Origin of the sequence: Pseudomonas asuensis, from assembly GCF_014646755.1 — a bacterium.
GTDB classification, from domain to species: domain Bacteria; phylum Pseudomonadota; class Gammaproteobacteria; order Pseudomonadales; family Pseudomonadaceae; genus Chryseomonas; species Chryseomonas asuensis.
In genome coordinates, this window is sequence record NZ_BMNW01000001.1 from 456,915 (window position 1) to 479,587 (window position 22,673).

20 protein-coding genes and 4 tRNA genes are annotated in these 22,673 nt (G+C 52.7%); 12 read left to right on the forward strand and 12 right to left on the reverse strand.

Annotated features, from left to right (window positions below; genetic code table 11):
* The first annotated feature begins 113 nt into the window (after positions 1-113).
* Both cra and IEX86_RS02135 read left to right on the forward strand, forming a co-directional pair.
* Complete coding sequence (gene cra / locus IEX86_RS02130) at positions 114-1,109, forward strand: catabolite repressor/activator (protein ID WP_188864413.1); 996 nt, start codon at positions 114-116, stop codon at positions 1,107-1,109.
* 12 nt (positions 1,110-1,121) lie between these two features.
* Positions 1,122-1,910 (forward strand): TatD family hydrolase, encoded by a 789-nt coding sequence (locus IEX86_RS02135; RefSeq protein ID WP_188864414.1) that lies wholly within the window; start codon positions 1,122-1,124, stop codon positions 1,908-1,910.
* A 4-nt stretch (positions 1,911-1,914) separates the two neighbouring features.
* Here the strand turns inward: IEX86_RS02135 and ampE are convergent, their stop codons facing one another.
* The 5 genes from ampE to IEX86_RS02160 all read right to left on the reverse strand — a co-directional run bounded on the left by ampE (position 1,915) and on the right by IEX86_RS02160 (position 6,846).
* Entirely contained in the window at positions 1,915-2,748 is an 834-nt protein-coding gene (ampE, locus tag IEX86_RS02140) for a regulatory signaling modulator protein AmpE (RefSeq protein ID WP_188864415.1), read from the reverse strand.
* The gene (gene ampD / locus IEX86_RS02145) at positions 2,745-3,305 is read right to left on the reverse strand and encodes a 1,6-anhydro-N-acetylmuramyl-L-alanine amidase AmpD (RefSeq protein ID WP_188864416.1); all 561 of its coding nucleotides are present in this window, start codon (positions 3,303-3,305) and stop codon (positions 2,745-2,747) included. Before ampD ends, ampE begins: the two co-directional genes overlap by 4 nt.
* Positions 3,306-3,409: 104 nt before the next feature.
* On the reverse strand, positions 3,410-5,602 hold the full coding sequence (locus IEX86_RS02150) for a DUF1631 domain-containing protein (RefSeq protein ID WP_188864417.1): 2,193 nt from the start codon (positions 5,600-5,602) through the stop codon (positions 3,410-3,412).
* Positions 5,603-6,286: 684 nt separating this feature from the next.
* Positions 6,287-6,362: transfer RNA gene (locus tag IEX86_RS02155), tRNA-Thr, on the reverse strand.
* Positions 6,363-6,414: 52 nt separating this feature from the next.
* Positions 6,415-6,846 (reverse strand): pilin, encoded by a 432-nt coding sequence (locus IEX86_RS02160; protein WP_188864418.1) that lies wholly within the window; start codon positions 6,844-6,846, stop codon positions 6,415-6,417.
* 219 nt (positions 6,847-7,065) lie between these two features.
* Here IEX86_RS02160 and pilB point away from each other — a divergent pair, with 219 nt between their 5' ends.
* The 5 genes from pilB to yacG all read left to right on the forward strand — a co-directional run bounded on the left by pilB (position 7,066) and on the right by yacG (position 11,785).
* Positions 7,066-8,754 (forward strand): type IV-A pilus assembly ATPase PilB, encoded by a 1,689-nt coding sequence (gene pilB / locus IEX86_RS02165; protein WP_188864419.1) that lies wholly within the window; start codon positions 7,066-7,068, stop codon positions 8,752-8,754.
* 131 nt (positions 8,755-8,885) lie between these two features.
* Positions 8,886-10,103 (forward strand): type II secretion system F family protein, encoded by a 1,218-nt coding sequence (locus IEX86_RS02170; protein ID WP_188864420.1) that lies wholly within the window; start codon positions 8,886-8,888, stop codon positions 10,101-10,103.
* A complete protein-coding gene (locus IEX86_RS02175) occupies positions 10,103-10,972 on the forward strand; it encodes a prepilin peptidase (RefSeq protein ID WP_188864421.1) in 870 nt (289 codons plus the stop codon). The genes IEX86_RS02170 and IEX86_RS02175 overlap by 1 nt, the downstream gene beginning before the upstream one ends.
* The gene (gene coaE / locus IEX86_RS02180) at positions 10,972-11,586 is read left to right on the forward strand and encodes a dephospho-CoA kinase (protein WP_188864422.1); all 615 of its coding nucleotides are present in this window, start codon (positions 10,972-10,974) and stop codon (positions 11,584-11,586) included. Before IEX86_RS02175 ends, coaE begins: the two co-directional genes overlap by 1 nt.
* Positions 11,579-11,785, forward strand: a complete 207-nt coding sequence (yacG, locus tag IEX86_RS02185; protein WP_188864423.1) for a DNA gyrase inhibitor YacG — start codon at positions 11,579-11,581, stop codon at positions 11,783-11,785. Before coaE ends, yacG begins: the two co-directional genes overlap by 8 nt.
* 91 nt (positions 11,786-11,876) lie before the next feature.
* Here the strand turns inward: yacG and IEX86_RS02190 are convergent, their stop codons facing one another.
* Positions 11,877-12,350 (reverse strand): FAD/FMN-containing dehydrogenase, encoded by a 474-nt coding sequence (locus tag IEX86_RS02190; protein WP_188864424.1) that lies wholly within the window; start codon positions 12,348-12,350, stop codon positions 11,877-11,879.
* Between the two features lie 209 nt (positions 12,351-12,559).
* On the opposite strand from IEX86_RS02190, the gene IEX86_RS02195 reads away from it, so the two are divergent.
* Together IEX86_RS02195 and IEX86_RS02200 are read left to right on the forward strand one after the other, a co-directional pair.
* A complete protein-coding gene (locus IEX86_RS02195; RefSeq protein ID WP_188864425.1) occupies positions 12,560-13,042 on the forward strand; it encodes an MOSC domain-containing protein in 483 nt (160 codons plus the stop codon).
* A gap of 106 nt (positions 13,043-13,148) precedes the next feature.
* Positions 13,149-14,447 (forward strand): NAD(P)/FAD-dependent oxidoreductase, encoded by a 1,299-nt coding sequence (locus tag IEX86_RS02200; RefSeq protein ID WP_188864426.1) that lies wholly within the window; start codon positions 13,149-13,151, stop codon positions 14,445-14,447.
* 181 nt (positions 14,448-14,628) lie between these two features.
* Here IEX86_RS02200 and IEX86_RS02205 read toward each other — a convergent pair.
* The 6 genes from IEX86_RS02205 to rluD form a co-directional block, all read right to left on the reverse strand.
* Positions 14,629-14,704 (reverse strand) — tRNA-Lys (locus IEX86_RS02205).
* A 6-nt stretch (positions 14,705-14,710) separates the two neighbouring features.
* Positions 14,711-14,787 (reverse strand) — tRNA-Pro (locus IEX86_RS02210).
* Positions 14,788-14,801: 14 nt separating this feature from the next.
* Positions 14,802-14,877 (reverse strand) — tRNA-Asn (locus IEX86_RS02215).
* A gap of 191 nt (positions 14,878-15,068) precedes the next feature.
* Positions 15,069-17,633 (reverse strand): ATP-dependent chaperone ClpB, encoded by a 2,565-nt coding sequence (gene clpB, locus IEX86_RS02220; RefSeq protein WP_188864427.1) that lies wholly within the window; start codon positions 17,631-17,633, stop codon positions 15,069-15,071.
* A 154-nt stretch (positions 17,634-17,787) separates the two neighbouring features.
* The gene (gene pgeF, locus IEX86_RS02225) at positions 17,788-18,513 is read right to left on the reverse strand and encodes a peptidoglycan editing factor PgeF (RefSeq protein WP_188864428.1); all 726 of its coding nucleotides are present in this window, start codon (positions 18,511-18,513) and stop codon (positions 17,788-17,790) included.
* A complete protein-coding gene (gene rluD, locus IEX86_RS02230; protein WP_188864429.1) occupies positions 18,510-19,472 on the reverse strand; it encodes a 23S rRNA pseudouridine(1911/1915/1917) synthase RluD in 963 nt (320 codons plus the stop codon). The genes pgeF and rluD overlap by 4 nt, the downstream gene beginning before the upstream one ends.
* A 157-nt stretch (positions 19,473-19,629) precedes the next feature.
* Between rluD and IEX86_RS02235 the strand changes: the two genes are divergently transcribed.
* The 3 genes from IEX86_RS02235 (at position 19,630) to IEX86_RS02240 (ending at position 22,671) form a co-directional block, all read left to right on the forward strand.
* Entirely contained in the window at positions 19,630-20,643 is a 1,014-nt protein-coding gene (locus IEX86_RS02235) for an outer membrane protein assembly factor BamD (protein ID WP_188864430.1), read from the forward strand.
* A gap of 215 nt (positions 20,644-20,858) precedes the next feature.
* Positions 20,859-21,098 (forward strand): PP0621 family protein, encoded by a 240-nt coding sequence (locus IEX86_RS24930; RefSeq protein WP_229685231.1) that lies wholly within the window; start codon positions 20,859-20,861, stop codon positions 21,096-21,098.
* Complete coding sequence (locus tag IEX86_RS02240; protein ID WP_188864431.1) at positions 21,088-22,671, forward strand: sensor histidine kinase; 1,584 nt, start codon at positions 21,088-21,090, stop codon at positions 22,669-22,671. Before IEX86_RS24930 ends, IEX86_RS02240 begins: the two co-directional genes overlap by 11 nt.
* The last annotated feature ends 2 nt before the right edge of the window (positions 22,672-22,673 follow it).

Sequence of the window (22,673 nt, forward strand, 5' to 3'; positions counted from 1 at the left end):
TGATAACGGACTATCAGTTTTCAAACATGGATTGACATCAATAAAAGGCAAGGTATTGCGGTCATAGATGTAAAACAGGCATGCCAGACCGCATGGCCACAAGAGGAATCGTTTTGAAACTTAGTGATATAGCCCGACTGGCAGGCGTCTCCGTCACTACGGCCAGCTACGTTATCAACGGAAAAGCCGACCAGCGGCGTATTAGTCCAGCCACCGTAACGCGCGTGCAACAAGTGGTTGAACAATATGGCTACCAACCGGATCAGCGCGCTGCGGGCCTACGCCGCGGGCAAACCCTGACCCTTGGGTTCATCCTGCCCGATCTGGAAAACCCCAGCTATGCACGGCTGGCCAAGCAATTGGAAATCAGGGCCCGGCTACGCGGCTACCAACTGCTGATCGCCTGTACCGATGACGAACCAGACACTGAGCGACAACTGCTTTCGCTATTTCGCGCACGCCGCTGTGATGGACTCATTACCGCCAGCTGCCTGGCCGATGACGACACGCCCTATCGCCGCCTGCAAGCTGAAGGGTTACCTGTCGTAGCCGTGGACCGTCAGCTCGACCCAAGTCAGTTCTGCTCTGTCGTCAGTGATGACCGCACCGCCAGCACGCTTCTGACAAAGACATTACTTGGTACGCCGCCACGAGAAATCGCACTGATCGCAGCTCGCCCCGATCTTGTTATCAGTCGTGAGCGCGCGGCTGGCTTCGAAGCAGCCCTGAAAGACTTTGAAGGCAAAAAATTGATCCTCTATGGCGAGCAGTTCAGCCGTACCTGCGGACGAGACCTGATGCTAGAGCTGATGAGTGAGCTAGGTCATATGCCGGATGCGATTATCACGACGGCATATGTGCTTCTGGAGGGCGTTTTCGATGTATTTCAAGAGCAGCCCGAAGGATGGCCTTCCCACCTGCGTCTTGCCACCTTTGGTGACGCCCAATTGCTCGATTTCGTGCCCATCAAGGTAAACGGTCTCTATCAGCAACATGAACTGATTGCAGAACAGGCTCTGAGCCTTATGCTGGATGCTATTGAATCCCAGCATTACACGCCCGGTGTCCATGCCATTCCTCGACAACTCAAGACGCGCCACAAGGAATAACTCGCCCTCACCATGTTGATCGATACCCACAACCATCTGGACTTTCCCAGTTTCGATGATGATCGGGAAGCCCTGCTGCAACATTGCCAGTCACTTGGCGTACAGCGCCAGGTATTGATTGGTGTCGAGGAGTCCTTATGGTCACGGTTGTGGTCTACTGCTCTGGCCCATGAGCCACTCTATGCGGCCCTGGCCCTGCACCCTTGTTATCTGGATGTACACCGAGAAGACGATATCGAGAAACTTAGGGCATGGCTGGATCAATGGGCTGGTCATCCCAAACTGTGCGCACTGGGCGAGTTTGGACTGGACTATTACATCGATCAGCCTGACAAACCACGTCAGCAGGCCCTTTTTGAGTCGCACCTTGAGCTTGCTATCGAGTACGAGCTGCCAAGTTTATTACATGTTCGAAAAGCACATGCCGACGTCATCGCCACACTAAAGCGCTACAAGCCTCCAAAAGGCGGCATTGTTCATGCTTTTGCAGGCAGCTATGAAGAAGCGCGGGAATATTTAAAGCTAGGATTCAAGCTGGGGTTAGGCGGCGCGCCCACATGGCCACAAGCCAATAGGCTGAGAAAGGTTGTACCCCGGTTGCCTCTGGACGGAATCGTATTAGAGACCGATGCACCTGACATAGCGCCCGCCATGTACCCAGGTATTCGAAACAGCCCTGTCCATTTGCCCGATATCTGCGCCGCACTGGCCGAGCTACTCAACATCACCTCGCAAGAGCTTGCCCAAGCCAGTACAGCCAATGCATGCGACTTATTTGGCTGGGATATCCAGGCACTCTAGAAAGCTAGCGTCCCACCAACGTCCACAGGGCCAGCAATACATACCAGAGCACCGCCGCCCTGACGAGCAGCTGCCATAATGTATCAAGGCCTTGGACACCTGCCTCAGCACTCAAGCCTACCGGCAGATCAGCCGCAGCGCGTCCGGCATCAGCCAGGAGCTTCGATGTTGCAATATCCCAATTCAGCCACTCCGACAGCGTTGCGCGGCTGGCACACAGAAAATCGCCCACTAACGCAAAGCTGGCAGTAAGCAAGCGCGCGGGAAGCCAATCAAGTGCATGGCACAGCTGCTCGGCATGAGCACGCAAGGCAGGACTGCGCGCATGAGAGGCCGTCAACGCAACCAGCCGATAAGCCAGAGCCATCAATGGCCCTAGCAAGACATACCAGAAAATGACGGCAAAAAAGCCCTCATGACCTCGCCATAGGAGCTGCTCCTGCACGCGCATCAGCAACGCCTCAGGCGTTTCCGCGCGAATACCCAGATCCTGCTCTGCGCGTAAGGCGGCCACCTCCAGATCCTCCCGTCGCCAGGCATCCCTGAAACCTGCCAGCGCCTGTCTAGGGTCATGTCGCCCCAGGCTATAGAGCAGCATCAGCACATGAACAGGTAACAACAGCCAGCCATAGGCGACCGGCTTGAGCACCGCCAACACCAGCGCCAATATGAGCAAAGGCACGCCGACAGCCACTATCAGCGCAAGGGAGGTCTGACGGCCGAGATGCAACTCCACCTCAGCCAAAAACGCATGCCACCAACCATCGGGCTGCAGACGCAACCGCCAGTGGGTAGTCCATATGATGCCTAATAGGAGCAATAGGCTCAGAAAGGTCATTTACCTCCTCCTGTCAAAGATGATCGATACCGCTGCCAGTCAAAGGCCGGACCGGGATCAGTCTTGCGACCTGGAGCAATATCGCTGTGCCCACAGATGCGGTCAGGTGTTATGGCCGGATAATGCCGAAACAAATCGCGGGTGAGTTTCTCTAGCACACGGTACTGTGTGTCTGTGTAAGGTTCGGTATCGGTGCCCTCTAACTCAATACCGATCGAGAAGTCGTTACAGCCTTCCCTTCCAGCAAAGCAGGACACACCTGCATGCCAGGCGCGATCATCACAAGACACAAACTGCGTCACCGCTCCCGTACGCTCAATCAGAAAGTGGGCCGAAACCCTTAACGAGGCGATTTCCTGAAAGAAAGGGTGCTCACTACAATCCAGCGTATTCTGGAAAAAAGGCTGTACCTTGCCCGTGCCAAACTGCCCGGGCGGCAGGCTGATATTGTGGATAACCAATAGTGAGATCTGCTCGCCTAAAAGGCGCTCGTTATAATTGGGGGAAAGGCAACGCTGAGCATGAGCCCACCACCCTGCTTGAAAATCTGGGTACATAAGAACTCCTGTGAGCACTTAATGTAAAACAGAGCGGCAGAAGGGCCAAGAACACCGACCCAAACCAAACCCGTGATCGGTGTTATGCACGCAAAGGAAGGTGATCAGGTGCGTTTGAGCGTGCGGAGGTTACCAATTACAGACTCTAGCGCCCTGTCAAACAGCAAGGCATCGTCCAGAATACGCAGCTTTCCATGACTCAAGTCGACCGCCAGGCTTTCACGTGACTTTTCCATCACCTTCATACCCGCACGGTTCACAAAGATATAACGCCCAGCAGATTTGATCACCGCTGCCAGTTTACAACGAACCTTGTGATCATCGGCCTCGGTCAGCTCAATCCAGCTACCGACATGGATGGCGTCAATTGTCCTGAGCGACTCCTCATCCGGCTGGAGCTCAGCCTCAAGCGGCTTTACCTGCGGCTGAAGCACGATTTCATCAGCCACCTCAACCATCTGTGCCAACGGCTCACTGGCTACCGTAGCAGCGCCCTGCTCGGCACGCTTGGTCTGTTGGAACGTCTGTACATGCAAGGCCTCAAGCTGAGTAAAAAACTCACTTGTAGAGAACGGATCAAAGGCGGCGCTGGCAAGCCCCTCGCGCAACGCCTTAAGCAGCCCTGGCACCATACCCAACAGCTTTTGCCGCGCGCCGGCATCTTCGTGCGGCTCAACACTCCAGATCAGATCATCCATCGTCTGAAGCGCTGCGAGCCATTCGGCAGAACCGTGGCCCTGCTTGAGGCAAGTCAACAGGAGCACCTGGCTCCATGCCTCGCGAATAACCCGAACCACAACCTCAGGTAGTGTGCGCCCAACCAAACGCTCGTTCAGTGCAGCTTCTACCTGCTGACGCGCCTGCTCGGCGCGTGCACGCCCTTCTTCCGCATCCCGCGTGCGCTGTTCAAGCAACTCACTGCGGCGACGCTCATCACTCATGTACGCCAGGAAGTCATTCAATAGCTCATTGAAGATATCCGGGTCATCTACAAAATCATTGAGTAGCCGCTGAACGATCTGCTCGATCTTCAGGTAAAGCCCATCACGCTGCAGCTCGTTCTGCTCTTCCCAGCCTAGCGAGGCCGCTGCAATCTCATTCAGGAGCTTACGGGCAGGATGATTAGGCCGGCTGAAAAACGCCTTATCCAGCACCGCTACCTTGAGCATAGGAATCTGCAGGCGGGCAATCAGGGCTTTTAAGGAATCAGGTAGCGTCAGGTCATCAAGGATGAACTCAAACAGCATGGACACCAGATTGATAACATCATCATCAACTTGCCCCACTACGCGCTTTCGACCGCTACGCGCACTGATACGTCCCAGCGCATCGTCCAGCATGCCACGCAGGTCATGACCATTCTCAACCTGCGAAGGCACATGCTGCTGCAGATGCGACAGCAGCCGCATCAGGTCATAGCTGGTAATAGGATGAAGGTCAGTCGCACCCGCAGGCTCACCACCGGACACGCCCATTGAGCCGGAGCCACTTCGGCGCACTTGTGCAAGCAGCCCCTGTAGCGCGCTGAACACTTCCTGATCCTGCTCACTGTCTGGGGTCGTGGACGCCGTGCGACCGGTATACCCCGATGCACTGCGGCCCGTATTGCGCGGTGGCGCCACCTTGAGATGCGGGAGAATCCCGGCATCGATCAGCTGCTGATTCGCCTCGGCATACACACGGTCCAAACCGTTCAGCACAAAACGCTCGAACAGCTTGAGGATGATCAGTTTGACCTTGATCTCAACACCCAAGCCACGGCATGCATCCAGAAAGGCTTCACACAAAGGGCGAGGCGCTAACGGATTGGAATTCTCATCCAGCGTACGGCTTAGTTGAGTATTGAAACGAATACTTAAATGGCCCAGGGCCAAGGCATTGCGAGTGACAGCTTTGGTCACCATTGTATCGAGCGCGACAGACTCTTCGAGCTGGTCATTCTGGACCAGACTCAGATCCTCGAACGAAATAGCATCAAGCTGCGCAGTATTTTTTGCCGTATCTGTGTGATTCAAACCGGCAAAACGCTCAAAGTAGCGCTGCAAGAAATTGCGCTCGATCGTCTTGCGCTTCAGGCGCAAGTCGCGCATCGCTTCAAAGAAGAGATTCTGCTCGTTATTGCTGGTCGCGCGGTCAGCCATTTCGAACAGCGCATCATCCGCGTTATCGAACAATTGCTGGAGCGCTGCATTTAGCCGCTGGGCGGCTTTGTCGCGTACCAGAACGAGGGCAGCAGGAATCCGCAACGCCGCATCACTGAGCGTTTTGAAATGAACCACGTTAGCGTCGTTCTGCATTGCCCGCCTCCTGCAGCGTACCGTTATGACCAGCCTGCCTGCATACCACGTTACGAGCCTTGAACAACGTTGATCCCATAGCGTTGATAAGTGAACGTTGCGCTGATCATTATACAGTAGCCCTAATAGCCAACCGAGACCATCGCATAAGTATGACCTTGATCATGTTTATGGCTGAGTTACGGCGACTCCTACCTCAGATGTGGAAATCTGAACAGCGTCCATCCATAAAGTTGCCTTCACCCGCCAATCGTACCCTGAGAAGCGGGAGCTAACCATCAAGATTTCGACTAATCGCTAGCCAAACGCTGATTGGTCTGGAGACTTCACAGAAACGCATTAAGAAAAGGCTTGCCACTAGCGCTGCGCCTAGCTTAGGCAAAGCTGGCTAGAATATTGCTAAAAAGTCCTTCGGCCTGACTTTTTTGAGGGATAACTTGACAGCATTCAGAGTGGGGAAACCAAACTTTACTGCCTCCTTAAATAATCTTTTGGCTACCTAAGCAAATATAACTACTGCAAAGCCTGTTCTGAATAAGTAAATCCCTTCAAGAGCACCTAATTAACTAAAAAATTTCCTGATTAACCCTAAACTCATTAGATTTAAATATTCCTTACGACTACTAGATCTTCATATTTTCTATTTAAAAACAAAAAGCCCAGCTAGTTAGCTGGGCTTTTTTATGGTGCCGGAGATAGGAGTCGAACCTACGACCTTCGCATTACGAATGCGCTGCTCTACCAACTGAGCTACGCCGGCTCCTTTACCTTTTTATAACGCAAAATGCTATTTACGGAGCATTAAAAACTATTTAGTCGCCCTCATTTCCAGCAGCTTGAGGGCAAGATTTTGGAGCTAGAGTTGCATCAGCTGCACCAGTTGTAGCACAAGTCCACTCGCCTGCAGCAGTGCGCGTCCAAGCTACAGTAGCAGCGCTAACTTGAGAAGGTGCATTTCTTACAGCACACGAAATACTACCTGCTCCCGCAGTAGCACTAGCAGTAATAGCACAGTTTGCCGTAGTCGCTTGCAGACCTATATCGGTCTGTGCATTTATTGCTTCGCCATCATTAACCTTAGTTTCAAAAGCAGTCTTCCCAGCAGAAACTTCTGCTAAAGCGGCAGAAAGTTTTGCTCTTGCTTGATAGTTACTGTATGCCGGAATAGCAATTGCAGCCAAAATACCAATGATCGCAACCACGATCATCAATTCAATCAACGTAAAACCTTTTTGAGCTTTCATGCTTGTCTCCATTAGAAGAAGTAGGCTCAACATGCCTGACTCTTCTTAAGCATTCCGCGTGCCAACCACTTAGGTCACATTATTTGTGTGAAATAGACTCCTTACCGCTTCGCCTGCATGGCAAGTACTGACAATAATTGTCACGCCAAAAAGCGTATTTGATAGGACTGCCTACGGCTGCTATAAGGCAGGCATTGCTTATCCTTATCGGCCAGCCTTATGAATGATTTAGCGCCTCTCTCAGGTCTTGCTCGTCAGCTTGTTTTGGCGGAGCTACTGGATGAAAAAACAGCTCAAAACGCGGTTGCGCAGAGCAAGGTCAGTAAAATCCCATTAGTAACCCACTTAGTCCAAAACCGCCTTGTTAAAAGCCGTGCGATTGCGGAGCTGTCAGCCGAACAGTTCGGCTTGGCGTTTTTAGACCTTAGCGCGGTTGATAAAGAGTCCTTACCTAAGGAAGTTGTGAGCGACAAGCTGATGCAGCAGCATCACTTTCTGCCGCTCGCCAAGCGGGGTAACAAGCTTTTTATCGGCATATCCGACCCGACCAACCAGCAAGCCATCAACGACATTCAGTTCAGTACCGGCCTTACGGCTGAGCCTATTCTGGTTGAGGATGACAAACTCCACAGTGCGATTGATCAATACTTGGACAATGGTGCAGGCGGCCTGGACCTTGGCGATATTGACCTTGATATCGAGATCAGTACCGATGATGACAAGAAGCCAGAGGCGACAGATGCTGACGATGCGCCGGTGGTTCGCTTCGTCAACAAAATGCTGCTGGACGCTATCAAACGCGGCTCGTCTGACCTTCACTTTGAGCCTTATGAAAAGATGTATCGCGTACGCTTTCGTACCGATGGCGTTATGCACGAAATGGCGCGCCCACCTATCCAGCTAGCCCCTCGCATTTCGGCCCGCTTGAAGGTCATGGCCAGCATGGATATCTCTGAGCGCCGCAAGCCTCAGGATGGCCGGGTAAAGCTTAAGGTCTCCAAGAACAAGTCCATCGACTTTCGTGTGAATACGCTGCCTACCCTATGGGGCGAGAAGATTGTAATGCGTATTCTTGACCCTTCCAGCGCGCAGATGGGCATTGATGCCTTGGGCTATGAGGAGCGCCAGAAAGAGTTGTATATGGAGGCGCTTAGCCAACCACAAGGTATGATTTTGGTTACTGGCCCCACGGGCTCCGGTAAAACCGTATCGCTCTATACAGGCTTAAATATTCTTAATACGGTTGACATTAATATCTCGACGGCAGAAGACCCAGTTGAGATAAACCTTGAGGGTATTAACCAGGTTAACGTCAACCCGCGTCAAGGAATGGACTTTGCTCAGGCACTCCGGGCTTTCCTCCGTCAAGATCCTGACGTCATCATGGTAGGGGAAATTCGTGACCTGGAAACGGCAGAGATTGCAATCAAGGCGGCTCAAACAGGCCACATGGTGATGTCCACCCTCCATACCAATAGCGCTGCAGAAACATTGACGCGCCTGCGGAACATGGGCGTGCCTGCCTTCAACATCGCCACCTCAGTCAACTTGATTATTGCTCAGCGGCTGGCACGCAAGCTGTGCCCCAAATGTAAAAAGCAGTACGACGTTCCAAGAGAGACTTTACTGAGCGAAGGCTTCCCTGAGAGCCAAATCGGCAAATTTACGCTATACGCGCCCGTTGGCTGTGAAGAGTGCAACAATGGGTATCGTGGCCGCCTGGGTATTTATGAAGTGGTCAAGATTACCGCTGCGCTGCAAAACCTGATCATGGAAGAAGGCAATTCCATTGAGATTGCTCGCAAAGCGCGCGAGGAAGGCTTTAATGATTTAAGAACTTCTGGCCTAGCCAAAGCGATGCAAGGCGTAACCAGCCTGGAAGAAATAAACCGCGTCACTAAAGACTGATTGGCGCGAACTTTGCGTGTCCACTCAATGCCCATGAAGGGCTGGTCAGTCACATGAACAAGAGTGGACGTCGTCAAACAGCAAGGCTGCACATTGACAAGACGCACTCCAGCACCTGAAGAGCGGATTGCATGGCCGACAAAGCATTAAAAATGAGCGCTTTTACCTGGGAGGGAACGGACCGTAAAGGCGTCAAGATCAAAGGCGAAATGACGGGACTAAACCCCGCCCTGGTCAAGGCCCAACTGCGTAAGCAGGGGATTAACCCCACACGCGTTCGTAAAAAGTCTGTCTCGATTTTCAGCCGCGGTAAAAAGATCAAGCCGCTGGACATTGCCCTATTTACCCGCCAGCTCGCTACCATGCTGGGCGCTGGCGTTCCCCTGCTTCAATCGTTCGACATTATCAGCGAAGGCTTTGACAACCCGAACATGCGCAAGCTAGTTGATGATGTAAAACAAGATGTCGCGGCAGGTAATAGCCTTTCCAGTTCGTTGCGTAAAAAACCTCAGTATTTCGATGACCTCTACTGCAACCTCGTTGATGCTGGTGAACAGTCTGGTGCTCTGGAAACTCTGCTGGATCGTGTAGCAACCTATAAAGAAAAAACAGAACAGTTAAAGAAAAAAATCAAAAAAGCAATGACCTATCCCGCGGCCGTGGTTGTAGTCGCAATTATTGTATCGGTCATTCTGCTGGTTAAAGTTGTTCCGCAATTTCAATCAGTATTTCAAGGATTTGGTGCGGAACTGCCAGCTTTTACCTTAATGGTTATTGGCATCTCAGAAGTTTTGCAAGAGTGGTGGTTTATCGTTTTACTTATACTTTTCGGTTTAGGTCTTGCTTTTCAAATGGCTCACAAGCGATCTGAAAAGTTTCGTGACTCAATTGATCGGCTATTACTTAAAGTACCTGTTGTTGGCTCCATTCTCTATAAATCAGCAATAGCACGTTATGCGCGTACGCTATCCACAACTTTTGCCGCAGGCGTACCACTGGTAGATGCACTGGATTCGGTTTCTGGAGCCACGGGTAATGTTGTTTTCCGTAATGCAGTCGATAAGATCAAGCAAGACGTTTCAACCGGTATGCAGCTGAACTTCTCCATGCGTACAACCGCAGTGTTCACGTCCATGGCCGTGCAAATGACGGCGATTGGTGAAGAATCGGGCGCGCTGGATGAGATGCTGGATAAAGTTGCCACTTTTTATGAAGAAGAAGTGGACAACATGGTCGACAGCCTTACCGCTTTGATGGAGCCCATGATCATGGCGGTTCTGGGTGTACTGGTAGGCGGTTTGATTATTGCCATGTACCTTCCGATCTTCCAGCTGGGCTCGGTTGTTTAATGGAGGTTATTCAGCTTTTAGCGACCTACCCCGCCGCGTACCTGAGCTGTGCGCTGGTATTAGGTTTATTGGTTGGCAGCTTTCTTAATGTAGTCGTACACCGGCTACCTAAAATGCTTGAGCGTGACTGGATTGCCCAGTCACGCCAAATGCTGGAGCTGCCCACTGAAGGCGAGGCAGAGACGTATAACCTTGCCAAGCCTCACTCCCATTGCCCTCACTGCCAACATCGCATTCGCGCGTGGGGAAACATCCCTGTTATCAGCTATGTAATGCTTCGCGGTAAGTGTTCCAGCTGTAAAGCGCCTATCACTATTCGTTATCCGCTGGTTGAAATGGCGTGCGGCCTGCTTTCCCTGTTTGTTGTCTGGCATTTTGGCTTTACCTGGCAGGCAGGTAGCGCACTGCTGCTGACCTGGAGCCTGCTTGCTGCAAGCCTGATTGACGCCGACCATCAGATCCTGCCGGATGCCATTGTTCTTCCACTGCTATGGGTTGGCTTACTGGTTAATCAGTTTGAGCTGTTTTCCAGCCTTTCTGATGCCGTTTGGGGCGCAGCAGCAGGCTACATGAGTTTGTGGCTGGTTTTTCAACTCTTCAGGCTGATCACCGGCAAGGAAGGTATGGGCTTTGGTGACTTCAAGCTACTGGCCATGCTTGGCGCCTGGGGCGGCTGGCAAATATTGCCGCTTACGATACTGCTGTCCTCTTTGGTAGGCGCAATCCTTGGCATCATTCTGCTTCGCCTCAAAAATGCCGAAAACAGTACACCGATACCGTTTGGGCCTTATTTGGCGATTGCGGGGTGGATTGCTTTGCTTTGGGGTGATCAAATAACAGGCATGTACCTTCACTTTGCCGGTTTTTGATGAGCAACCCTTGGATTCTCGGCCTTACGGGCGGGATTGGCAGCGGTAAAAGCGCCGCTGCTGAACATTTCGGCTCGCTGGGCGTTCACACGGTAGATGCCGACCATGCGGCCCGCTGGGTAGTAGAGCCCGGCCAACCGGCTCTAGAGCAGATTGCCACTCATTTTGGGGGCGATATCTTGCTCCCTGATGGAAGCCTGAACCGCCCTAGCCTACGCAACCGTATATTCACTGCCCCTGAGGAAAGGCGCTGGCTTGAATCATTACTGCACCCCTTGATTCGTCAAGAGATCATCCGAGCCTTAAGCGAAGCAACATCGCCCTATGCCATCCTTGTATCTCCCTTGCTTATTGAGTCAGGCCAGACGAAGCTTACTCAGCGGGTACTTGTGATAGACGTACCGGAAACCCTGCAGCTCGAACGAGCAATGCGGCGTGATCATGCGGACGAGACACAAATAAAAGCCATTCTTCAGGCGCAAATCAAGCGAGACGAACGCTTGAAACAGGCGGATGATGTCCTCATTAATGACGGGACACTCACGCAGTTACACGAGCACGTCGAGCGTCTGCATCATTTTTATCTGACCTTACAAGGAGGCAAGCATGCCTAAGCCACCTTTAACTGTAGAATGCCCTACGTGTAGCGCACCCGTAGAGTGGAGCGAGAACAGCCCCAACCGCCCTTTTTGCTCAGACCGTTGCAAGCTGATCGATCTTGGTGCCTGGGCAGCAGAAGACCATGCCATTCCTGGCAATGAGCTGGAAGATGACTTGTTCTCAGAAGACATGCCGCCGCGCCGAGACCATTAAGCCGCTGCTCCTTGGCGTCCCATACTGACGCTTTTCGCCACCCTCTCGCCTCAAGCTGAAACGCTATCTAACGTTTCAGCCAGCACCATCCTTATTTGGCTTTAGCCTTTAATGCATCCTTCAGCGCTTCAGCAGACTCAAATGCTCGCTGCCCTACAAAACGGCCATGATCCAGCATAAGCCAAAGCACTTTATCCTTATCGCCTGGGTAACGAGGGGCTACTCGCCCCTCATAGTCCAACAACACACGGTAGTTATAGTCACGCATGGCTGGAATAGCGAATAGTGTTGATATCACCTTGGGCATCTGGCTGATGTCAGCCAAGAAGGCCACTTTATTAGCCTCTAAATAGCCCTTGGGCTGTTCTTTTAGAGCGGCCTTGACGAGATTCGCGCCAGTCATGCTACGCGCCACCAGCAGAACCTGTAGATCATCGCTTAAGGTATAAGGCTGGTCGTTTTGATCCAGTAGCGTCCAGGGTGCAAGACGCTCTCCGGGCTCTAACGCCCACGTCAATCCAGGCAGTAAAGCCATCAGCAGTAGTGCAGAGCGCAAGACGCGCATGGAGCCTCCAAATACAGGGTTCAAATAATGGAAATCGTATCAGTGGGCGGACCTGTAGTGACTGGTATTTCACCGTCATCACTGTAAAAATATTCAAGATAGCCCTTTCGTCTCGTACAGGCGGGGCACCTTGTCGAGAGGTCCACAAGCCTCCCTTAGGCAATAGTTCTTATACGCCTCCACCCTACTTCCGCAATGGGCGCTAATTGATGATACCGCTAAAAGAGCTTTTGGCAGCCGTCCCTCAAGAAGGAAAGGTGCACTGGATTGGCGTCCGCCCAGCGGCTCGAACAGAGATGATCATTGTTGACACGGTTGAAGCTCGCCGCGAGGCAGGCCTTACGGGTGACCATACCCGACCCAGCCCACGCAATGCACGCCAGGTGACGCTGATTCAGTGGGAACATTTGGCGGTCGTCAGTGCGCTTATCGGAAAGTCGCTTGAACCCAAGGATCTGCGCCGCAATATAGCAGTCAGCGGAATCAACCTGTTCAGCCTTAAAAACCGCCGCTTTCAAATAGGCCAAGCCATCTTTGAAACAACCGGCTGGTGCCAACCATGTGCCCGCCTGGAAGATCGCCTTGGACCCGGCACTTTTCAAGCGATGCGAGGCCACGGCGGTATTACTGCCCGCATCCTGAGCGGTGGCATCATCAGGGTCGGCGACACCGTAAGCGTCATCGATGATTAACCCAACGAATTTCTTGTACGAGCCGGAGTATCAGCAGCTCGTATCGACGCGGGCACCTTAGCTGCCTGCGCGCTACCGAATTTCAACACTATGAGTATGAAACACCATGACACATCGAATTGTAATCGTCGGCGGCGGCGCAGGAGGTCTGGAGCTGGCTACCCGCCTGGGTAGGAAGCTCGGAAAGCGCAAGCAAGCTCACGTTACCCTGGTAGACGCTAACCTGACCCATATCTGGAAGCCGCTCATGCATGAGATTGCAGCCGGCTCCCTGAACTCCTCGGCCGATGAGCTCAACTATGTCGCTCAAGCCAAATGGAATCACTTCGAGTTTCAACTTGGCCGTCTGGTTGGTTTGGATCGGGAAAATAAGCATATCCGTCTGGCGGCTATTACCGATGAGCACGGTAAAGAGATTCTTGCCGAGCGGACCATGCCTTATGACACGCTGGTCATTTCCATCGGCAGCAAGACAAACGACTTTGGTACGCCAGGCGCGGCAGAGCATTGCCTGTTTCTTGATACCCGCGCCCAAGCAGAACGTTTTCATCAGCAACTGCTTAACCAATACCTGTATGCTCAAGCAAGCAGCGAAACGGCCGCACCGATTGATATTGCTATCGTTGGCGCTGGCGCAACCGGGGTGGAGCTGGCAGCAGAGCTTTGCAATACAGCTCAGCAATTGGTCTCCTATGGTCTGAATCGCATTCGACCAGAAGATCTTCGCATTACAATCATCGAGGCTAGCAACCGCGTCCTCCCTGTGCTACCCGAGCGCATTGGGGAACCTGTTGCCCAACAACTGCAAAAGCTGGGAGTCCGCCTTATGACAGGCGCAGCCGTAAGCTCTATTACAGAAGAAGGGCTGACAACCAAGAACGGGGAGTTCATCCCCGCCAAACTGAAAGTATGGGCCGCAGGCATCCGGGCACCGGAGTTTCTTGCCAACCTAGACGGGCTGGAAAGCAACCGCATCAACCAATTGGTTGTACGCCCTACCCTTCAGACCACGCTGGATGACAATATCTTTGCATTTGGTGATTGCGCGGCTTGCCCTATGTCGGGAGAAGACAGCCGAAATGTTCCACCTCGGGCGCAGGCCGCACACCAACAGGCATCATTGCTGGTGAAATCTGTCATGGCTCGTTTGAAGGGTGAAGCATTACCTGAATACCATTACAAGGATTACGGCTCCCTGATCTCGCTTTCGCGTTATTCAGCCGTAGGTAACCTCATGGGTAACTTAACAGGGAACGTTATGCTGGAAGGCTGGTTGGCGCGCATGTTTTACGTGTCGCTTTATCGGCTGCACCAGCGAGCACTCTATGGCAACTTTAGGACACTGCTGCTAATCATCAGTGATCATCTAGGCCATACGTTAAAGCCAAGACTAAAGCTGCATTAATCGACAAACGCCCTGCTTGCAGTACGCAGGCAGGGCGTACCAATACAAGCGAGCCAAACACGCAAAGCAGTAGCTTGGATTAAGAATCCAAAATAAAGAAAATTTAGAAAGAAAAATACAGCGAGAATAACACCGCTGTGCTTTACAGATAAGCTTAAGAATTTAAGCTTAGAGAAGAAAGTGGTGGGTCGTGTAGGATTCGAACCTACGACCAATTGGTTAAAAGCCAACTGCTCTACCGACTGAGCTAACGACCCACTTAATGGTCGGGGTAGGGGGATTCGAACTCCCGACATCCTGCTCCCAAAGCAGGCGCGCTACCGGGCTGCGCTATACCCCGACTAGGAAGTTAATTGGCTCCGCGACCTGGACTCGAACCAGGGACCCAATGATTAACAGTCATTTGCTCTACCGACTGAGCTATCGCGGAACTTCAAACCCTCCAATCTCAACCTTTGCTCTTCAGCGTTAAGCTGCGCTGCATCAGCTGAGGTGCGCCATTTTACGGGTATTGGATTCTGTGTCAACACCCTTTAGCAAATTTTATTGCAAAAAATTCATGTACTTAAGATAGCCCCCTCCTGAAAACGTAAAAGGCGCCTTTAGGCGCCTTTTACCAGGTTAAGCAAATACGATTTGGTCGCCCTCTACTCGCGCCTCTATTTTGCTGCCTGGAACAAACTGTCCAGAAAGGATCTGCTGCGCCAGTGGGTTTTCGATCCAACGCTGGATCGCACGCTTCAAGGGACGCGCCCCATAGACGGGATCATACCCTATTGCTACCAGCTTACTCATCGCCTCAGCCGAAAGCGTCAGATCCAACTCTCGCTCAGCCAGACGCTGGCGCAAGCGGTTCAGCTGAATATCAGCAATGCCTGCAATCTGATCGCGGCCAAGAGGCTCGAAAACAACAACCTCATCGATTCGGTTAATAAACTCCGGCCGGAAGTGAGCCGAGACCGCATCCATGACGGCAGCCCTTTGTGCCTCTGAGTCACCTACCAGCTCCTGAATCTGCGCCGATCCCAAATTCGAAGTCATGACGATGACGGCATTACGGAAGTCAACGGTACGTCCCTGGCTATCTGTCAGACGTCCATCATCCAGTACTTGCAACAGGATATTGAATACATCCGGATGCGCCTTTTCTACCTCATCCAGCAGAACAACGGAGTACGGCTTACGACGCACCGCCTCGGTGAGATAGCCACCCTCTTCATAACCGACATACCCTGGTGGCGCACCAATCAGGCGGGCGACAGAGTGCTTCTCCATAAACTCGGACATATCGATACGGACCATGGCGTCTTCCGTATCAAACAAGAACTCAGCCAATGACTTGCAGAGTTCGGTCTTACCAACACCTGTTGGGCCCAGGAACAAGAATGACCCGCTGGGTCGGTTTGGATCAGCCAGCCCTGCACGAGAACGTCTGACAGCATTGGCTACCGCCGTTACAGCCTCATGCTGGCCAATAACACGCTGATGAAGCGCATCTTCCATACGCAACAGCTTGTCACGCTCGCCTTCAAGCATCTTGCTGACCGGGATACCTGTCCACTTGGAAACAACCTCAGCAATCTCGTCCTCGGTCACTTTATTACGCAAGAGCTGATTGGCCGGCTTTTCGTGCTGGTCAACCATCTGCAGGCTACGCTCAAGGTCTGGAATAACGCCGTATTGCAGTTCCGCCATACGGTTAAGGTCGCCTTTACGGCGCGCCAGCTCAAGCTCCTGCTTGGCCTGTTCAATCCTTTGCTGCAGCTGCGCTGAGCCTTGAACTTCGGCTTTCTCGGCCTTCCAGACCTCTTCCAGATCGGCGTATTCCTGCTCAAGCCGAGCAATGTCTTCCCGGAGTTTACCGAGACGCTTCAAAGCGCCCTCGTCGCTTTCCTTCTTGAGCGCTTCCCGCTCAACCTTTAGCTGGATCAAACGACGCTCAAGACGATCAAGCGCCTCGGGCTTGGAGTCGATTTCCATCCGAATACGGCTGGCGGCTTCGTCGATCAGATCGATAGCCTTGTCAGGCAGTTGCCGATCCGTAATGTAGCGATGCGAGAGCTTGGCTGCTGCAATGATGGCCCCATCAGTAATGGCCACCTTATGGTGTACTTCATACCGCTCCTTCAGGCCGCGCAGGATAGCAATGGTGTCTTCCTCGCTCGGCTCATCAACCAGGACTTTCTGAAAGCGACGCTCCAGCGCGGCGTCCTTTTCGATGTACTGACGGTACTCGTCCAAAGTCGTGGCGCCCACACAATGCAGCTCACCCCGTGCCAATGCGGGCTTGAGCATGTTGCCCGCATCCATGGCACCTTCTGCCTTACCGGCGCCAACCATGGTATGGAGTTCATCAACAAAAAGTATTACGCGCCCTTCCTGTTTGGAAAGCTCGTTTAACACACCCTTGAGACGCTCTTCAAACTCACCTCGAAACTTGGCGCCCGCAATTAGCGAGCCCATATCCAAGGCAAGCAAACGCTTATCTTTCAGGCCATCGGGCACTTCCCCGTTGACGATCCGCTGAGCCAGCCCTTCAACGATGGCGGTCTTACCCACACCCGGCTCACCAATCAGTACCGGGTTATTTTTGGTACGGCGCTGCAGGACCTGGATAGTCCGACGAATTTCATCGTCTCGACCAATCACAGGATCAAGCTTGCCCTCTTCTGCACGCTTGGTAAGGTCAACCGTAAACTTATCCAATGCCTGACGGGACTCTTCAATATTAGGATCATTAACCGCGTCACCGCCACGCAGATTATTGACAGCATTCTCCAGAGCCTTACGGGAAACACCCTGACCTACTAACATCTTGCCTAGTTTGGTGTTCTCGTCCATGGCAGACAGAAGCACCAATTCACTTGAAATGAACTGGTCCCCCTTCTGCTGGGCCAAACGATCAGCCTGGTTTAGCAGACGCGCCAGATCCTGGGACAGACTGACATCCCCGGTAGGGTTCTGAATCTTGGGCAGACTATCCAGCTCCTTGGTCAAGGCCTGGCGAAGCGATTGAATATCAAAGCCAACCTGACGAAGCAGCGGAAGAATTGAGCCCCCCTGCTGATCCAGCAGGGCCGAAAAGAGATGCACCGGCTCGATCGCCGGATGGTCATGCCCAACCGCCAAGGATTGGGCATCGGCCAACGCAAGTTGCAATTTACTGGTTAAACGGTCAATTCGCATGACTATGTCCTTTATATGAGCGCGGGTCAGGGACGCACCATAAAAAGCGTCACAACGATTACCCGCCGAGATGCCTCTTACATAAGGACAATTCTGCTCGATTCAAGCGCTGGCCATTTGATGCAGATCAGCTAAGTCACGCCTGATTTAAGGGTTAGATCAGCCAGACCAGGCTGGCCAGACGCCCTGTCTGGGAAGAGCGCCGATAGGAGTAGAACCGCTCCGTATCCGTGTAAGTACACAGGCCGCCACCATATACAGCGTCAATGCCTATAGCTTCCAGCCGCAACCGCGCCAGCTGATAGATATCAGCCATAAATCGCCCGGCGTTGTGGCTAGGTTTGAAGGCTATCTGTGCATGTGACTGCTGTGAAAGGAATGCTTCGCGCACCTCAGCTCCAACCTCAAAGGCATTGGGGCCAATTGCGGGCCCAAACCAGACCAATACATCCTGAGGACTGGCCTCAAGCGATGCAGCTGCCGCCTCAAGCACGCCGTTCGCCAAGCCTCGCCACCCTGCATGAGCAGCAGCTACGCGCGCACCTTGTCGATTACAAAAAAGGACGGGCAAGCAATCGGCCGTCATGATCGTTGCAGCAATACCCGGCGTTGATGTCCAGGAGGCATCAGCCTCAAGTACTTGTTCAGGGTCCGCCTCAACGACGCAAACCCCATGTACTTGTTTCAGCCAAGCGGGTCGACACCCTAGCGAGTCGATCAGCCGCTGCCGATTTTCGGCTACCGCGGCCGGATCATCTTGTACATGATCGCCCAGATTGAGGCTCTCGTAAGGACCAGAGCTGATACCCCCTGACCGAGTAGTAACGCAGCCTCTAACGTTGGCAGGCGCAGGCCAGTCGGGAATCAGCCAATCAGTCATCCGGTAAAGGCCTCTCGATCCTGACGCAAGAGGCTAAGCAGCCAAACCAGGTCTTCAGGCAAGGGAGACTCCCAGCTCAGACGCTCCCCGGTAATGGGATGATCAAGCTCCAGAAAGCGAGCATGCAACGCCTGCCGAGGAAACTCTCGGAGCGTTTTTATCAGTGTCGGGTTGGTAGCAGGCGGAATACGAAAGCGCCCGCTATAAACCGGATCACCTACCAGAGGAAAACCTATATGGGTCATATGAACCCGTATCTGGTGGGTCCGGCCTGTCTCCAGCTTGACGCGCACATGCGTATAGGCACGAAATCGATCCAGAACGCGGTAGTGGCTTACAGCTGGCTTTCCTCCGGTGACAACAGCCATTTGCTGGCGCCGCTGGGAATGACGCCCTATCGGTGCATCCACAGTACCGCCAGAGACCACCACACCGGCTACAACCGCTTCATAAATGCGACTGACCGAGCGCGCTTGAAGCTGGGCCACCAGATTGGTCTGCGCCTCCAAGGTCTTGGCAACAACCATCAGGCCGGTTGTATCTTTATCCAGGCGATGGACGATGCCGGCACGAGGGACATTTGCTAATGATGGTACGTGGTGAAGTAACGCGTTGAGCAATGTACCGTCCGCATGACCTGCCGCCGGGTGAACGACTAGCCCGGCGGGCTTGTCCAGCACAAGCAAATGGTCATCTTCATAGACGATATTGAGCTCGATGTCCTGCGCTACCCAGTCACCCTGTGCTTCTCGCTCTGCGCGTAAAGCCAGTAAGGCGCCGCCATGCACCATGTCACGTGGGCGCAGGACCGCGCCGTCAACAGTTAGACTGCCATCTTTGATCCAGGATGACAGGCGAGAACGGGAATATTCAGAGAACAGCTGAGCCGCTACCTGGTCGAGGCGCTGACCGCCGAGTTCTGTAGGCACTTCGGCGTTGAGTTGGATAATATCGGACATAGCTGCCAACAAAGGCGTGTAGCTTTTGGTTTCAGCCACACGCTGTGGTTAAATACGAAAACTTTTTGCCCTGGCGTGATATTCATGCCGGGTTGTTCATCATAACAGGACGGTTCCGGCTCCGTCAGCCGACCGTTTCAGGGAACGCAAAGCCGCCATGCAATTGAAGCACCTGCTGCTGATCGCCAGCCTCGCCCTCACCGCTGCCTGTTCCTCCAAAGCACCTGAAGTGGCAGAAAACCTGAGCGAAACCGAGCTCTATAAGCAAGCTCAGGAAGATTTGAATAACAACAACTACAACCAGGCTGCCAGCAAACTCAAGGCTCTTGAGTCCCGCTATCCGTTTGGCCGTTATGCAGATCAGTCTCAACTTGAGCTTATCTATGCAAATTACAAGAACGGAGAGCCTGAAGCTGCCCGTACGTCGGCAGACCGCTTCATTCGTCTGCACCCGCAGCATCCTAACGTCGACTATGCCTATTACATGAAAGGTGTAGCATCCTTTGAGCAGGATCGCAGTCTGTTGGCTCGCTTCCTTCCACTGGATATGACCAAGCGCGATCCGGGCGCTGCGCGCGACTCGTTCAATGACTTTGCTCAGTTCACCAGCCGTTTTCCAAACAGCCGGTACGCACCTGACGCCAAGGCGCGCATGACCTACCTACGCAATCTTTTGGCGGCCTATGAAGTCCACGTTGCCGAATATTACTTGCGTCGTAAGGCCTATGTCGCTGCAGCAAACCGTGGCCGTTACGTTGTCGAGAACTTCCAGGGCACACCATCGGTAGGTGATGGTCTGGCTGTCATGACAGAGGCGTATCAGCACCTTGGCCTCAATGAGCTGGCGGCAACAAGCCTTGAAACATTGAAAATGAACTACCCGGACAATCCAAGCCTGGATAACGGCGAGTTCAAGCTAAAGCAGCGTGACGAAGATGAGCGCTCCTGGCTTGCTCGTGCAACGCTGGGGCTGGTTGATCGCCCCAGCGAGCCTCTTCCTCCGGGCGAGACACGCGCAGCTCAGGATGTACAGCGCCAGTACGAAGATGCCAAGCGTGAAATTCCGCCAGAGCTGCTCCCAGAGAATCAGCCTGCTGGTGGAGCGTCTGAAGACTCACAGACGCCACATCGCTCGTGGTTCAGTCGCCTGACATTTGGTCTTTTCGATTGATTAAGACTGAGCGAAAAGGAGGCTTTAAGCCTCCTTTTTTATTTGACAGCCATGCACTACCAGAACACGGCCGCATTCATAAGAAAACCGTGATGATGTATAAGGCTCCAATCGTCATCAAAAGCTGCGGTATAGTTTCTTTTTCAAGTCGTCTAATGCGCTGTAACACCTAAAAACAGGTATTAATACGGTAGCGCCATTACCTAGAGAATATTATGGGTTTGTTTCGCCTGCTTTTCTGGTTAGCCCTGATCATTGCCGTTGTATGGTTGTGCCGCCGTCTATTGCAGGCAAAGCCAAAGAAGCGACAGAAAAAACACCTGACAAAACCACAACCAATGGTTCGCTGCGTCCACTGTGGCGTACACATTCCCCAAGAGAAAGCCTTACCCCATGGTGAGCGCTGGTTCTGTTGCCAAGACCATTTACAAAAAAGCCTGAACAGTGAGCGCTGATTTTCTTCACCATAATTTGCAGGACAATCGCATCCTGAGGCTGTACCACTATTACCGGGTTATTGTTGGGCTGGTTTTCATCCTTCTGATTTCTACCAATCTGGATGACAACCTCCTGAAAGTAACTGAAGGCAAAAATTTTGTTATCAGCAGCTGGATTTACTTAGCCAGTAATATCCTGGCGATTTTTCTACCGCCATTAAATAAGCAAAAGCAGATATTCACACTAGCGCTGATCGATATCGGGCTGCTTACATACCTCATGTATAGCGCAGGCGGCACGCCGAGCGGTATTGGCAATCTGATCATCATTACTGTATCGATCGCCAATATTCTTCTTGTTGGTCGCATTGGAATTCTGCTGGCTGCCCTGGCTACTCTCGCGCTCATTTATGCAACTGCCTACAGAAGCCTTAGCCTTCCTACGGAAGCCAACCAGTACGTTCAGGCGGGGGGGCTGGGCGCCCTATGCTTTGCAGCGGCATTTCTAGTACAGAGCCTAGTCAGCCGCCTCTCTAAAAGCCAGACGTTGGCTGAAGAAAGGGCACATGTTGTAGCAGACCTGGAAAACCTGAATGCTCTGATCCTCGACCGTATGCGGACAGGCATTCTGGTTTTGGACGCAAGGCTAGCGCCTATTCTGGCCAACCCTGCTGCCCGAGAATTGCTCGGCCATCCGGAGTTAGACACAGGGAATTTAAATGACCAGTGCCCTGACTTGATGGAGCGACTAAACCAATGGGAAAGGAATCGGACGCTTCGCCCTGCGCCTATACAGGCCTTTAGCGAAGGCCCACTGATCCAGCCCAGCTTCGTGCCTATACAGCGAAGCGGCAAACAGCATACTTTGATTTTCCTGGAAAACATTTCTCGCATTGCTCAGCAAGCACAGCAGTTGAAGCTTGCATCACTAGGACGCCTTACAGCTGGCATCGCCCACGAAATCCGCAACCCGCTAGGAGCCATAAGCCATGCAGCGCAGCTCTTACAGGAATCGGAAGCGCTCGATCAGAATGATCTACGCCTGGCCCAGATCATTCAGGATCACTCGCGGCGTATGAACATCATCATCGAAAACGTGCTGCAACTCTCCAGACGCCGCCAGGCTGAGCCCCAACTTCTGGACCTCAAGTATTGGGTACACCGTTTTGCCGGTGAGTTCAGAACAACCCTGCGAGAGCAACAGTTTGTCTATGTGCAAACTACATCAGGTACGATACAAACCCGAATGGATCCCAGCCAGCTGACTCAGGTCCTGACCAACCTTGTGCAAAATGGCTTGCGTCATAGCAGCAAGGTACATGGTAAAGGACAAGTATGGCTGGATCTTTTTCGTGATCCCGATTCAGACCTTCCCATACTGGATGTCATCGATGATGGGCCAGGCGTACCTGAAGACCAGATCACTAATCTTTTTGAACCCTTCTTTACCACTGAGAGCAAAGGAACGGGGCTCGGCCTCTATATTTCTCGTGAGTTATGCGAGAGTAACCAGGCCCGCCTCGACTACCGCCAGCAGGAACAAGGCGGTTGCTTCCGCGTTACCTTTGCCCATCCGCGCAAGTTGAGCTGAAC